The 14,547-nt window shown below is 38.1% G+C and carries 12 protein-coding genes; 10 read left to right on the top strand and 2 right to left on the bottom strand.

Features of this window, described 5'->3' with window-relative positions; translation table 11 throughout:
- Positions 1-93: 93 nt before the first annotated feature.
- Both MKY13_RS16910 and MKY13_RS16905 read left to right on the top strand, forming a co-directional pair.
- The gene (locus tag MKY13_RS16910) at positions 94-669 is read left to right on the top strand and encodes a TetR/AcrR family transcriptional regulator (protein WP_191699502.1); all 576 of its coding nucleotides are present in this window, start codon (positions 94-96) and stop codon (positions 667-669) included.
- An 88-nt stretch (positions 670-757) separates the two neighbouring features.
- Positions 758-2,944 carry a YhgE/Pip domain-containing protein gene (locus MKY13_RS16905; RefSeq protein WP_191699503.1) on the top strand — a complete coding sequence of 729 codons (2,187 nt, stop codon included), beginning with the start codon at positions 758-760 and terminating at the stop codon, positions 2,942-2,944.
- 165 nt (positions 2,945-3,109) lie between these two features.
- Here the strand turns inward: MKY13_RS16905 and yhfH are convergent, their stop codons facing one another.
- Complete coding sequence (gene yhfH, locus MKY13_RS16900) at positions 3,110-3,235, bottom strand: protein YhfH (RefSeq protein ID WP_008406441.1); 126 nt, start codon at positions 3,233-3,235, stop codon at positions 3,110-3,112.
- 140 nt (positions 3,236-3,375) lie between these two features.
- On the opposite strand from yhfH, the gene MKY13_RS16895 reads away from it, so the two are divergent.
- The 8 genes from MKY13_RS16895 (at position 3,376) to MKY13_RS16860 (ending at position 13,431) form a co-directional block, all read left to right on the top strand.
- Positions 3,376-4,368 (top strand): lipoate--protein ligase, encoded by a 993-nt coding sequence (locus MKY13_RS16895; RefSeq protein WP_191699504.1) that lies wholly within the window; start codon positions 3,376-3,378, stop codon positions 4,366-4,368.
- Positions 4,369-4,593: 225 nt separating this feature from the next.
- Entirely contained in the window at positions 4,594-5,298 is a 705-nt protein-coding gene (locus MKY13_RS16890; protein ID WP_191699505.1) for a response regulator transcription factor, read from the top strand.
- Positions 5,298-6,281 (top strand): sensor histidine kinase, encoded by a 984-nt coding sequence (locus tag MKY13_RS16885; protein WP_191699506.1) that lies wholly within the window; start codon positions 5,298-5,300, stop codon positions 6,279-6,281. Before MKY13_RS16890 ends, MKY13_RS16885 begins: the two co-directional genes overlap by 1 nt.
- A 10-nt stretch (positions 6,282-6,291) precedes the next feature.
- Positions 6,292-6,714 carry a hypothetical protein gene (locus MKY13_RS16880; RefSeq protein ID WP_191699507.1) on the top strand — a complete coding sequence of 141 codons (423 nt, stop codon included), beginning with the start codon at positions 6,292-6,294 and terminating at the stop codon, positions 6,712-6,714.
- A gap of 11 nt (positions 6,715-6,725) precedes the next feature.
- On the top strand, positions 6,726-7,499 hold the full coding sequence (locus MKY13_RS16875) for an ABC transporter ATP-binding protein (RefSeq protein ID WP_191699508.1): 774 nt from the start codon (positions 6,726-6,728) through the stop codon (positions 7,497-7,499).
- On the top strand, positions 7,471-9,405 hold the full coding sequence (locus MKY13_RS16870) for an ABC transporter permease (protein ID WP_339214076.1): 1,935 nt from the start codon (positions 7,471-7,473) through the stop codon (positions 9,403-9,405). Before MKY13_RS16875 ends, MKY13_RS16870 begins: the two co-directional genes overlap by 29 nt.
- Before the next feature lie 137 nt (positions 9,406-9,542).
- Positions 9,543-11,093, top strand: coding sequence for a fatty acid--CoA ligase family protein (locus MKY13_RS16865; RefSeq protein ID WP_339214074.1), 1,551 nt, complete (start codon positions 9,543-9,545; stop codon positions 11,091-11,093).
- A gap of 364 nt (positions 11,094-11,457) precedes the next feature.
- Positions 11,458-13,431, top strand: a complete 1,974-nt coding sequence (locus MKY13_RS16860) for a S9 family peptidase (RefSeq protein ID WP_191699511.1) — start codon at positions 11,458-11,460, stop codon at positions 13,429-13,431.
- Between the two features lie 259 nt (positions 13,432-13,690).
- On the opposite strand, the gene MKY13_RS16855 is transcribed toward MKY13_RS16860, so the two are convergent.
- Entirely contained in the window at positions 13,691-14,467 is a 777-nt protein-coding gene (locus MKY13_RS16855) for an enoyl-CoA hydratase-related protein (protein ID WP_339214070.1), read from the bottom strand.
- Positions 14,468-14,547: the final 80 nt, after the last annotated feature.

Below are 14,547 nucleotides of genomic sequence, written 5' to 3'. Positions count from 1 at the left end.
TGTATAATGATGACTGGGTGACCGATATGGTCTTCTGGTCATTTTTAAATTAAAAAAATTATAAAATTGCATTTTTTCTAGGGAGGTGGATTTATGGATCGTCGACATGAAATTCTACTGGCTGCGACTAAGTCCTTTACTTTATTCGGCTATAAAGCAACAACGATTGAACAAGTTGCTAAAATTGCTAATGTCGGGAAAGGGACAATTTATACGTTTTTCAAAAATAAAGAAGAGTTGTTTCAGGAAGTGGTATTTCATTTAATCAATGAAATGAAGCACGAAACAGATAAGCTAATTGATGCCAATGCAAGTTTTATGCAAAATGCCCATACAGCATTAATGAAAATGCTGCAATTCCGCGAGCGACATTTACTGTTTGCCAAACTAATAGAAGAGGAAACAGCGCTAGGCACTCCGGAAGTACAGCAAATGCTTTTACAAATAGAATCGGAAATCATTTCATATGTTTCGATGCGTATTCGAAATGGCATCGCAAAAGATGAGATTATTGACTGTAATCCTGAGCATGTGGCCTTTTTGTTGTTTAAATCGTATTTAGCATTTATTGTAGATTGGCAGTTGACACATAATGAGCCACTCAATGAACAAGAAATTTTGACATTATTCAGCGAAACCCTTTTCCGAGGGTTGGCAAAGAAAAAGTAATCGTCACTTCCTAGTGGAGTGGTTTCTTTTTACTATAAAATGACCAAATGACGATTTCAGTCATATAGTTTTGAAGGAGGAAATTAATGTGATAAAAGCAGAATGGCTGAAGATTTTCAAAACAAAGAAAATGCTTATTTCAGTTATTGCCGTTCTTTTTGTTCCGGTCATGTACAGCGGAATGTTCTTATGGGCATTTTGGGATCCATATGCTAATTTAGAAAGCATGCCAGTAGCCATTGTCAATGAAGACAAAGGGGCTATGATGGATGACGAAACAATGGAGCTCGGTCAAACATTGGTCGATAAGCTGATAGATAGCGAGCAATTCCAGTTTGAGGAAGTCGATGTAAAGGAAGCAGACCAAAAATTACTCGATCAAAAATATTATATTTTAATTAAAATTCCGGAAAATTTCTCGGAACATGCTACAACATTATTAGATGATCAACCACAAAAATTGGTTATCGATTATATTCCAAATGAAGGCTTTAACTTTTTAGGTGCACAAATTGGTGAAACTGCAATGGACCGCATTAAAGCGGAAGTAAATACACAAGTTTCCGCAACATATGCCGAAAAATTATTTGATTCCATTACACAACTTGGTGACGGTTTTGTCGAGGCTGCAAATGGTGCAGGGGAACTTGATGAAGGTGCCGCGAAGCTTGCGGATGGCGCTGATGAGCTGAAAGGCTATTTAGAGCAATTGGCATCAAGTACTGTTGAGCTTTCTGATGGTACAGGTACTTTAACAGCCGGTGCCAAAAATGCTGCGGCAGGTGCAAAGGAATTATCAGCCGGGGTAGCAAAAATTGCTGACGGTAGCAATCAATTGTCAGTAGGAGCAAAATCTGCAGCTGATGGTGCCAATACTCTGCAACAAGGGATTGAAAGCTATACTGATGGTGTTGCACAAGTAGCAAACGGACAAAAGGACATTACATCTGGTCAAGCGAGCTTAGCTGAAAATCTGTCATTATTAACACAAGGTACAGCGAATATCGATGACAAAGTTAAAGCATTGGCTGATGGTTCAGCTAATGTAGCAGGTGGGATGGATAAATTAGCAAGCCAATTAGAAGGAATTCTTCCAATGCTGCCAGAAGAAAATCAAGAAGCTTTAAAAACAGCACTCGCACAGTTACAAGCTGGTAGTAAAGAGGTAAGCGGTGGTTTAGGTCAGTTACATGAAGGTGTAAATGGGCTAGATGATAAAATCGCAGCGATTAGTAATGGTGCGAGTAAATTAAATTCAGGACAACAACAAGTCAATGCCGGTGTTGCACAATTACAGCAAAATTCAGCCCAGCTCGTTGCAGGCGCTAGTTCATTAGCAGAAGGCAACGCCACTATTGCAGGGAAACTGGATGAATTAAACAAAGGTGCATTGAGTGTCGCTACAGGTGCCAACTCATTGGCACAAGGTTTAAACACATTAGTGGACGGTTCGAATAAATTAAGTGATGGCACAAGCTTATTAGCTGAAAAATCAGGTGAGTTAGCACAAGGTTCGACTACTTTAGTAGATGGCACGAAAGAGTTAAAGAACGGTACGAAAACATTATCTGGAAAGTTAACTGAAGCAAGTGAAAAAGCAGAAGTCAACCCGACTGAAGAAACTTATAATATGGTAGGCTCTCCAGTGGAAATTGAAAAAGAATCAGTAAACCATGTACCTAACTACGGTACAGGTTTTGCACCATACTTCATTTCACTAGGATTATTCGTTGGGGCATTATTAATCTCCATCGTGTTCCCATTTGTTGAACCAGCGATTATACCGAAAAACAGTGCAAGCTGGTTTGCAAGTAAAGTAACAGTATTAATCGGTGTTGGATTAATACAATCCTTCATCACGATTGCAATTGTCGTTTGGGGACTTGGTCTTGAGGTCAATAGTATGCCACAGTTTATTCTTACGACGATTTTAACAAGCTTTACATTTTTAGCGATGGTTCAATTATTAGTATCACTGTTTGGCGATCCAGGACGATTTATTGCAATTGTCGTTTTAATACTTCAATTAACAACAAGCGCAGGTACGTTCCCAATCGAACTAGTACCAGAACAATTGCATTTCTTTAACAAAATTTTACCGATGACATTCTCTGTGCAAGGTCTAAAAGCAGCTATTTCAATGGGTGATACAGCATTCTTGATGTTCAACTGGGCGATTTTAGGTACAGTAATGTTCTCATGCTTGGCAATTACATTCAGTTACTTTACATTACTTTATAAAAAACGTTATTCAAAACATCATACAGAAGCTTAGAGAGAAGAAGCGTGGATTCAAGGGTAACCTGAATCCACGCTTTTTTTATGGATAGAAAAAACCACGAGCATTGAGCGGGCTCGTGGTTTGTGTAAGTGTAAGCTATTATAGGTTCATCTTTTTCTAAGATGAAGGGATAGTGCGAATTAAACAGTGAATATAGAATTAAAGAGAGTTACATTTATCACAATTGTTGCTGTAGCACTCGCTTTGTTCTTCGATTTTATCACCGCATTGAACGCAAATTTTATCAGGTAAATTCTTGAAAAATTCCACTACGTTTTCTAACATTGTGCATGCCTCCTTTAATGTTCTGTTATATTACTTCTGTTTATATTATGTATTGTATTATAACAGTTTTAATTCGTCAACACAAATGGCCTAATTTAAGTTAAAATAAATATGGATAAATTGTGAAGGAGAGAAGCCCCATGTATTTTATCGATAACAAAGGGATTACAGATCCACGCATTAACTTAGCAATAGAAGAGTACGTATTGAAGAATATGGATATTGAAAAAGACGATTATTTATTGTTTTATATTAATCAGCCTTCAATCATCATTGGGAAAAACCAAAACACAATCGAAGAAATTAATACAGACTATGTAGAAGAAAATGGAATAATTGTTGTACGACGCCTTTCAGGTGGTGGCGCTGTGTATCATGATTTAAACAATTTAAATTTCAGCTTTTTAACGAAAGATGATGGGAATAGTTTCAGCAACTACAAAAAATTTACTCAACCAGTTGTGGATGCACTTGCAAAACTAGGCGTAAATTCAGAGCTGTCAGGTCGTAATGATATTTTGGCGGAAGGTAAGAAAGTATCGGGTAATGCGCAATATTCAACTCGCGGCCGGATGTTTAGTCATGGTACGTTAATGTTTGATCTGGATATAGATGCTGTTGTCAATTCACTGAAAGTTAAACAGGACAAGATCGAATCTAAAGGGATTAAATCTGTGCGTTCGCGTGTGGCAAATATTATCGATTTTCTGCCTGAAAAAATTACTGTTGAAGAGTTCCGTATGGAAATTTTAAAGTCGATTTTCGGCGGTGAAGAAAATATTAAATATTATGAGCTTACGGAAGAAGATTGGAAAAAAATCCATGAAATTTCCGAAAGTCGCTATCAGTTATGGGAGTGGAATTATGGTAAATCGCCACGCTTTAATATTCAAAAAACAAAGCGTTTCCCATCAGGTAGCTTAGATATTCGTTTAGATGTAAACAAAGGGGTTATTGAAGAAGCAACTATTTTTGGTGATTTCTTCGGTATAGGTGATGTGGATGAAGTTGCACAATTACTGATCGGTACTAAATACGAACGTGGCGCAATTGCAGAAAAGCTAAAGTATATTGAAATTCCAACTTACTTTGGAGGAGTTTCTGAAGAGGATTTCCTTCAATTAATTTACTAGCATCCAGTGTATCGCATCATGAATGTAATAGAGATTGTTTAAAGAGGGTGCTCCTGATTTCGAGAGCTCCCTTTTTTTGATACAATAAGAGTAAATGAGAAAGTTTTTTTATCCATCTTTTTATGCGGTGAGAAGTTGCGTATATGCTGCTACTGCGGAAACGATGGATTAATAAAATGATTAGGTATTATTATTTGATAACCTATTGAAAAGGAGGTCATTCAGATGGAAAAGCATCGAATTTTCATCGTCGAGGATGATCCAAAAATAGCTTCACTATTAGCAGATACATTAAGGAAATATCAATATGATGTGGAAACTATCAGTGACTTTGATTTATTAGTCGAGCAATGTTTGGCATTTTCACCACACTTGATTTTATTGGATATAAATTTACCTTCTTATGATGGATATTATTGGTGCAGAAAGTTAAGACAATTTACGAAATGTCCAATACTGTTCATTTCAGCTCGTTCTGGAGAAATGGATCAAATTTTTGCATTGGAAAATGGTGGGGATGACTTTATTACGAAGCCATTCAACTATGAAATTGTACTTGCTAAAATTCGCAGTCATTTACGTCGTACATATGGAGAATATTCCACTAGACAGGAGGAGCGAACGGTTGTACAAGGTCAGCTCACGTTATATTTGGAACGGATGGAACTTCAGTTAAGAGATTTGGTCATTCCTTTGCAAAAGAAGGAATGTATTATTTTAGGATTGTTAATGGGACAAGCACCAAAAGTGGTGTCGCGCGATCATTTGCTGGAGGAATTATGGGATGATCAAGCATTCGTCGATGAAAATACATTGAATGTAAATATGACACGTGTCCGAAAAAAGTTAGCGGACTATGGAATCAAATCAATGATTGAAACCGTACGTGGGGCAGGCTACCGCTTTTTATTGAGTGCGGAGGAAATGTAATGGCGATCAAACTGTTCATTAAGGAGCATCTTTCCTATATTATTTTTCAAATTGTGCTGACGTTATTTTTACTATCTTTATTTTGGCTGGATGGCTTTCGTAATATCAACACCGCCATTTATGCAATTGCTATTAGCACTCTTCTTATTTTTTCTTTTCTAGTTGTGAGGTACATGCTAAGACGCCGATATTTAGCAAAGATTTCGGTGCTTCCAATTACTATGGAAGATGCGCTTCAAAAAAATGCAAAGACTACCGAATATGCAGTAACAGAACAGTATTTACATGAGCTTTACCGCCTGTATCAGCATGAAGTACAGGCATTGTATGCGACCCAATCGCGGCAGTATAAATTTATGAATCAATGGGTCCATCAGATGAAAACGCCCGTATCAGTTTTAGAACTGTTGCTGCAGCAGGATGAGGAGCTTGATAAAAGAAGTGTCCAAGAGGAAGTGGAGCGTTTAAAGCGAGGCCTTGAAATGGTGCTCATGCATGCACGATTAGAAAATTTTGCGGACGATATGCAAATCATGAAAGTACCGCTTAAATCCGTTATTATGAATACCATTAACGAGAATAAGCGCTTATTTATTACGAACCGTGTTTTTCCGGAAGTGAATATTGACGAGGATATAGTTGTAATGAGTGATGAAAAATGGCTGCGCTTTTTAATTGAACAATTTATTACGAACGCGGTGAAATATACATTTGAACCAAATAAGAAAATCTATATTACTGTTGTGCAGAAGGAAAGCCAGGTGCAATTATGCATACGTGATGAAGGAATTGGTATACCGAAAGCTGATTTATCCCGAATTACGAAAGCCTTTTATACAGGAGAAAATGGTCGTAAAACAGGTGAATCTACTGGTATGGGGCTTTATATTGCAAAGGAAATATGCGATAAGCTCGGGCATCAGCTCGTGATTACTTCTGAAACAGGTCAAGGTACACAGGTAGAAGTGATTTTTCAATCATAGGGGGCGTACGATGATACACATTGGAGACTGGAAATTAGCGGTAGATGTAGAAAAAACAAAAATGGCATTTGAATTTAATAGCTACCGTTGTATGAGTGAGGAATGCCACAATTTTGTAGAAGCGTGTGAAAAACATTTAGAACATAAAGTACTTGATTTTGCTAGGGAGCTAGGCATAGATCTTTCAAAGCCAAGCCACCTTGAAAGTCATCAAGTAAACGACAATACAGCCATTATGTATTCGGGAAAATACCATATTATCGGCGAAATTGTAGAGGGTGAAGTCGATGGATGGGATATCATACTTGGAGAACACTGTTTTTCGCTAACTGATGAAATGGATCAGGTTCCTATAGTGATGGATGGTCCTATTATCGAAATTAGCTTTGAAGTTGTCCTGCCTTGGGTGATCGAAAGTAATATACTCGTTTAAAAGGAGTTACTATGCCAATTTTACAAATACAGGAAGCAACGAAAGTGTATGAGGGAAAAGTGACGAAGCGTGCACTAAACCAACTTAGTTTTGAGGTGGAAAAGGGTGAGTTTATAGCAATTATGGGTCCGTCGGGCAGTGGTAAAACAACATTGTTAAATATGGTTTCCATGATTGATACACTTACTTCCGGAGAGATTATATTCAATGGAATGAAACCGCAAAAGCTTAATAGTGAGGAGCTCGCATTTTTCCGTCGACGTCAGCTAGGATTTATATTTCAAGATTTCAATTTGCTTCCGACTTTAACGGTAGAAGAAAACATTATATTGCCGTTAACGCTTGATGAACAGCCGATAGCCGTTATGGAAGAGCGTCTTCATTATTTAAGTGAACTGCTCGAATTGACTTCTATTTTAGAAAAGCGTCCAAATGAAATTTCCGGTGGACAAGCACAACGTACGGCGATTGCTCGGGCATTAATTCATAGACCGATGCTTGTTTTAGCGGATGAACCGACAGGGAATTTAGACTCGAATGCGTCACGAGAAGTTTTGGAGCTGTTGGGAAAAATGAATCAAGAAAATAACACTACTATTTTAATGGTGACACATGATCCAATCGCAGCAAGCTATTGTGACCGTGTTATTTTTATTAAAGATGGTGAGTTCTTCAATGAAATCTATAAAGATGACCGACGCCAAACTTTTTTCCAACGAATTTTAAATGTATTAAGTTTATTAGGGGGACATGTCGGTGACTTTTCTTCAATTCGCCTACCGTAACGTTTTCCGGAATTTTCGAAACTACGCTGCTTTTTTTATGGCCAGCTTTTTCAGTGTTTTTGTTTTTTTTATCTATTCCATGTTGATGTTTCATCCTGAAATAGAAAGTGGGTTTTTAGGAGAAGTATCAATTGCAGGGATGGTTATTGCTGAAATTATACTTGTTCTCTTTTCATGGTTTTTTATTTTTTATTCGATGCGGGCCTTTTTAGAGGCGCGTTCGAAGGAATTTGCGATATTGCTTCAACTTGGCATGGATCGCAATCAACTCGGAAAACTAATTATCATTGAAACGATGACAATTGGTATATTCTCCTGCATTTCAGGAATTGTTTTTGGTTATGCATTTTCTAAGTTTTTCTTTATGATTGTGCGTGAAATTTTAAACTTAACTGCGTTGCCGCTCTATTTATCATGGGAGCCGTTTGTACTTACGTTATTTGTTTACTTGAGTGCTTTTATTGTAATTTCAACAATCAGCATTATTTTTACTCCTGATATAAAAATCCGGAATTTGATTCGGGGCCCGAAATTTGTTGATGTTGTAACGAACTATTCAAAACGTAATGCGATTTTAGGAATTGTACTTATTTTAGGTGGCTACAGTTTAGCGCTTATTACAACCAAATCATCTATTTTTACGTATACGCTGCTTATCCCGATCTTTGTAACTTTCGGGACGTATTATTTCTTTACAGATACAACGCTTTTTATTATAGATCGTTTGAAGAATCGTAAGCTGTTTTATTGGAAGCGAGCACGTATGTTGGCGATAGCCGAGCAAGTGCATATCTTACGTGTTAATTCTCGGATGTTCTTCATCGTTACCCTTGTTTCCACACTTGCCTTTTTAACAGTGGGTGTATTATCTGCAATGTCGTCCTATACTTCTCAATACGATAAGCTCAACCCGATTGGTCTTATTTATAAAGGAGTAACCGATAATCCATATGAAACTGAGCATATTCTCTCTATTATAGATGAGTTGGAAGATAGCGGAATAAGTTATCATATGACGCGTTTTACTGTAGTACGTCAAACATCCACCTATACTTCGAATCCGGTAGAGGTGTTTCGGGAAACCGATATTAACCATTTACTGTTTTCCTATAAATATCCGCTTGTTAGTTTAACGAGTGGGGAAGCGATGTTCATCCCGTACTCGGAAGATTCGATTGAAACATTGGAGGAGACGGTTGTAGAGACGGTTTTAAAGGAAAACGATATTCACCTGACGATTGATAGTGTGTATCCAAAAGTGTTTTTCCCATCTGCCATTATTAGCAGTAATGCGATTATAATCAGCGACGAAGATTTTACGCGTCTCGTAAATGATTTTGAGATGACACCATTTGTCGAGCCGGGTTATCACTTATTTACTTTTGATATTCCTAACTGGACTGAAACTGACCAAATTGGTCTTGGCATTCAGCAAATGGTTGCCAGAGATTATATTTTAAATAGTGATTATACACTGCCCTTTTATTTTGAAAATGCAGGTCTAAATTATTCTTATATATTAGCTACGTATTCCTTGTTAACACTCATTGGTATATTAGTAGTAGCTGTATTTTTATTGGCATCGGGGAGCTTTGTTTATTTCAAAATATATGCAAACTTGGACCGGGAGAAAAAGCAGTTTGATATGCTCAAAAAAATCGGTTTAAGTGATAAGGAACTAAAGCGGCTTATAACAAGAAATTTAGTCATTCAATTTTTCTTACCATGGGGCTTAGCCTTTATCCATAGTGCTTTCGCGTTCTATGTCGTCCAAACTGTTTTAAATGATGTGATGAATTTATCGATCGTAAAGGAAGTTGTATTTTCATTTACATTGTTTGGAATTATTCAAGTTGTCTATTTTTATTTAATAAGATGGCGGTATTTATCGCATGTCCGAGGATAATAGAAATAGAAAAAATATGATTTTAGTACAATATTTCGGTATAAACGAGAGTTTGGTATTGTTTTATTAATATACTTATTTTATAATGCTAATAAAGTGAATATTGTTTCATTTTACGCATAAAGGGGATGGGTGTATTGAATTTAGTTGAAAAGGTAAGACAACAGGCTTTCGAACAACCAGAAAAAACAGCGTACTACTTTTTAGGCAAAGGCACGTCATACGGGGAATTGGAGCAAACCGTTGCGCGATTTGCTGCTGCCTTGGAAGATTTAGGTGTACAAAAGGGCGATCATGTCGCGTTTTTACTTGGGAATACACCGCATTTTATCATCAGTCTTTACGCTTCTATGCGTATTGGTGCTGTTGCGATTCCGATTAATCCAATTTATACAGCAGATGAAATTTCCTATATTATTAAAAATGGTGACGTTAAGGTTGTTATCGCACTTGATTTACTTTTACCGCTTGTGGAAGCAGGGGTGCATGGATTACCACAAGTTGAACAGTATATTATTTGCGAAACGACACCGGAAATCGGTGAGAAATATGCGGCACTTTCGGATGCTGCTAAAGAAAAAACTAAGCTGTTTTCACAAGTACTGGCTACGACGGCCCGTACAACAGACCCGGTAGATCTAGCTCCGGACGATACAGCTATTATTTTATATACTTCTGGTACGACAGGTCATCCAAAAGGTGCAATGCTGACACATAATAACCTGTTTTCTAATGCGCGTGATATTGGGGATTATTTGCAAATGACGACGGATGACCGTGTTATTGCAACATTACCAGTATTCCATGTATTTGCGTTAACGGTTGTGGTGAACTCGCCATTAACGCGGGGAGCGACAATTTTATTGGCACCACGCTTTAGTCCAGGAGAAATTTTTGAGCTAGCTTCAACATATAAGGCAACTGTATTTGCAGGAGTGCCGACAATGTTTAATTTCCTGTATCAGTATGAACAAGGCGATGTTTCGGCATTTTCAAGTGTTCGATTGACGATTTCAGGGGGAGCATCATTACCAGTATCATTACTACATAACTTTGAGCAAAAGTTTAATGTACGAATATCTGAAGGCTACGGTTTATCAGAAGCTTCACCGGTAACATGCTTTAATCCTATTGATCGCGAACGTAAACCGGGTTCAATCGGGCAGTCGATTGTGAATGTTGAAAATAAAATTGTTGATGAAAATGGCGATGAAGTAGGAGTCGGTGAAGTCGGGGAACTGATCGTCCGTGGACCAAACGTAATGAAGGGCTACTATAAAATGCCGGAAGAAACGGCTGTTGCGATTCGTGATGGCTGGTTATATACAGGGGATTTAGCGAGTAGAGATGAGGAAGGTTATTTCTATATCGTAGATCGTAAAAAGGACTTAATAATTGTAGGCGGTTACAATGTGTATCCTCGTGAAGTTGAGGAAGTATTGTTCTCGCATGAAGGAATAGTTGAGGCAGCAGTTGTAGGTTTCCCTGACCGTGATTTTGGTGAGGCGGTACATGCATATGTTGTATTAAAAGATCCTTCTCTTACAGTTGAGGACATTCGAGCATACTGTGCAAAGCATATCGTGAAATACAAAGTGCCGTCTGTTATTGAAATTTTGGACGAGCTTCCTAAGAATACAACAGGCAAAATTCTGCGACGCTCTTTAAAAGAAATCGCAAAAGCATAACAGTCAGACACCTACTGCAATATTGGTAGGTGTTTTTTCTTGTGAGCGTAGAGACGGCGCCTACTACTGTAAGCGCCGCCTAACTAGCGTAACGGTGCAAAGGCAGACATAATAGGTTTGGCGGGAGTCCCAAGCCGCAATAATAGTAGCAGTAAAGGTGCGTCGTTTACGGCGTGCCTTTATTGCTGCTATGCGGTTCCCGCCAAAGATACAATGGCACTTAATAGAAATCTTTATATAGAACAAATTCCTGAGGTTAGTAGTCTTGAATATGAAAAGTTATACTAATAATATTTTGAACTTTCAAATAAAAAATGTTAAAGTATTATTACGGAAATCGAAATAAATTTTAAGAGGTGTTATAATGGCAAACTATGTAACGAAAGAAAGTCTTTTTGAAATACAATCCATTACGAATCCAATACTTGCACCAAACGAGAAAGAAGCATTATATATACGCACTCAATTGAATGAGAAGGAAAATAACTATAATGCTCATCTGTTTCATATTGATTTGGAAACAGGGGAATCAACGCAATGGACATATGGCAATGAAAGAGTTTCAAGTCCACAATGGTCACCGGATGGCAAGCAAGTTGCGTTTTTAGTTAAACGCAATGAAAAACAGCAGCTGTATATTTTAAATAGCCGTGGAGGAGAAGCACAGGAATTAACGACACTTCCAAATGGCGTCAATTCATACTTATGGAGCCCATGTGGTGAGAAGCTTTGGATTACGAGTACTGTAAAAAAAGGCTTGGGCATTACAGAGCAGGAAGAAAAAGAAGAGAAAAAAGTTCCGAAAGCATATGTAGTCGACAAAATGAAATACAAAGCAGATAGTGTTGGGTTATTACCTCAGGAACGTTATTCACAAATTGCGAAGGTCGATTTGGCGACAAAAGAAGTGAGTGCTTTTACAGAAGGTGATTATTCTCATAGTTTACAAGGGATTTCACATGATGGAAAAACATTGGTTATTGCAGTAAATCGTACTGAAAATACGGATGACATATTCCGTACACCGCTATTTTTAGTTGATGTTGAGACGAAAGAAGAAGCAGTATTAATTGATGAAGACGGCTATTATGGTGGCGCTGAGTTTTCATCTGATGATCGTTATATAGCATTTGGCGGCTCGGACCATACATATAAAAACGCGACACATGGCCATGTGTATATTTATGATACAGAAACAAAAACTACGCAAAAGCTGACTGAGATGCTGGACGTCCCTGTAGGGGATTATGCTGTTGCAGATATCCAGCAAGGTGTTGATGCTCCAACGGTCATTTGGACGGAAAATAACGATTTATATTTCCAAGTGTCTACTGAGGGAGATATCCGATTATATTATGCTACATTAGAGGGCGCAATTTATCCTGCATCACCTGAAAATGAACATGTATATGGATATGCCGTTTTCAAAAATGGTAACCGTGCATTGATAACGGTTTCGAATCCGACGTTCCCTGGCGAATTATTTGATTTCGATATTACAACGGGTGAGCGTAAACAACTGACAACATTTAATGCTGAGTTTTTAGAATCAACAACACTTTCAACACCGGAAGCGATTTCGTATACTGCAAAAGATGGTATCACTGTACATGGGTGGATAATGAAGCCTGCTCAATATACAGAAGGCGAGAAATATCCTTTCATTGTGGAAGTGCATGGTGGACCTCATACATTGTATGCAAATACATTTTTCCATGAGATGCAGTTATTAGCGGCAAAAGGATACGGCGTATTATATGTGAATCCTCGTGGCAGTCATGGTTATAGCCAGGAATTTGTAGATGGTGTGCGCGGTAAATATGGTGAAGGTGACTATGAGGATATTATGGCTGGTGTTGACTATGTATTGCAACATTATGCATGGATTGACGAGTCACGTTTAGGTATTACTGGTGGTAGTTACGGTGGATTTATGACGAACTGGGTTGTAGGACATACGAATCGCTTTAAAGCAGCTGTTACACAGCGTTCGATTTCAAACTGGATAAGCTTCTACGGGGTATCGGATATCGGCTATTACTTCTCAGAATGGCAAATGCTTGCGGATATGAATGACGTTGAGAAGCTATGGCATCATTCGCCGTTAAAGTATGCAGCAAATGTTGAGACACCGTTACTTATTTTACACAGTGAACGCGATTTCCGCTGTCCAATTGAGCAAGCAGAACAGTTGTATATTACGTTGAAGCGTATGGGTAAAGAAGTTGGATTCGTCCGCTTCCCGGAATGTGATCATAACTTATCACGAACAGGGATTCCAAATTTACGACTAGAACGATTGGAACAAATCACAGGTTGGTTTGAGAAATATTTATAAAAAGTAAGGGACTGGGACATAACCAAAAAAGCCATTTTTCTCCTTGAGAAAAATGGCTTTTTTTCTATGTGTAAAATTGATTTCCATTCCGGGACGCTTTCCGCGGGCACGGCCTGAGCCTGTAGTCTCAGGCGTCGTGCTGTTCCCGCAGGAGTCGCCCTCCATTCCAATCAATTTATAAAATATCCGTTTCTTACTATGTTTTTTTACCTTTTACAATCAAATTTCCACTTCTGTCCCAGTCTCTTTTTCAAGATTGTTATTTCCCTTTAAACTGTGGGGGTCTTTTTTCTGCAAAGGCGTTTAGTGCTTCAATTCGGTCTTCTGTAGGAATTGTCAGTTCATAAGCTTTTCGTTCTATTTGCAAACCAGTTTGAATGTCTGTCTTCATTCCTTGCTTCACGGCAAATTTAGCCTGCTGTAGAGCAATCGGTGCATTCTTTAAAATTAATGCCGCAAAATCAGCAGTTACTTCATGTAAATTTTCAAAAGGTGCTATTTTTGTGACCACACCGTATTGAAGCGCTTCTGCTGCAGTCAGCCGTTTAGCCGTTAAAATAAGCTCTAGCGCTTTTGCTTCACCGATTAAACGAGGCAGTCTCTGTGTTCCTCCTGCACCTGGAATAATCCCTAAGCCTGTTTCCGTTAAGCCGAGTGAAATTTGGTCAGCAGCGATGCGGAAGTCACAAGCAAGTGCCAACTCAAGCCCGCCACCGAAAGCATACCCATTTAAAACGCAAATTGTCGGCTGTGGTAATTGTTCAATAAGTATAAATACTTCACCAAAGCGATTTAAATTTCGCTTTACCAGTGTGTCAGGGAGTGTTTTACGTTCTTTTAAGTCAGCACCAACAGAAAATGCTTTATCACCTGCTCCTGTAATCACGACAAGGCGAATGTCAGGATGAATTTGAATGGATTCGATGACACTTCTTAATTGTTCAAGCATTTCATAATTAAAGGCATTTAACATATCCGGACGATTAAGGGTTACGTATGCGGTAAAATCTTTTTGGTCGTATTTTACAGTATTCACATTTACTACCTCCTAATATTTTGTTACTCTAGTTTTATAGTACATTGTAAATAGTTAAAATTACAACAAATTACATTAAT

The sequence above is a fragment of the Solibacillus sp. FSL W8-0372 genome, assembly GCF_037969735.1.
GTDB classification, from domain to species: domain Bacteria; phylum Bacillota; class Bacilli; order Bacillales_A; family Planococcaceae; genus Solibacillus; species Solibacillus faecavium.
The sequence above is the reverse complement of the archived record's forward strand: the minus strand, read 5'-3'. Positions and strand labels throughout refer to the sequence as shown.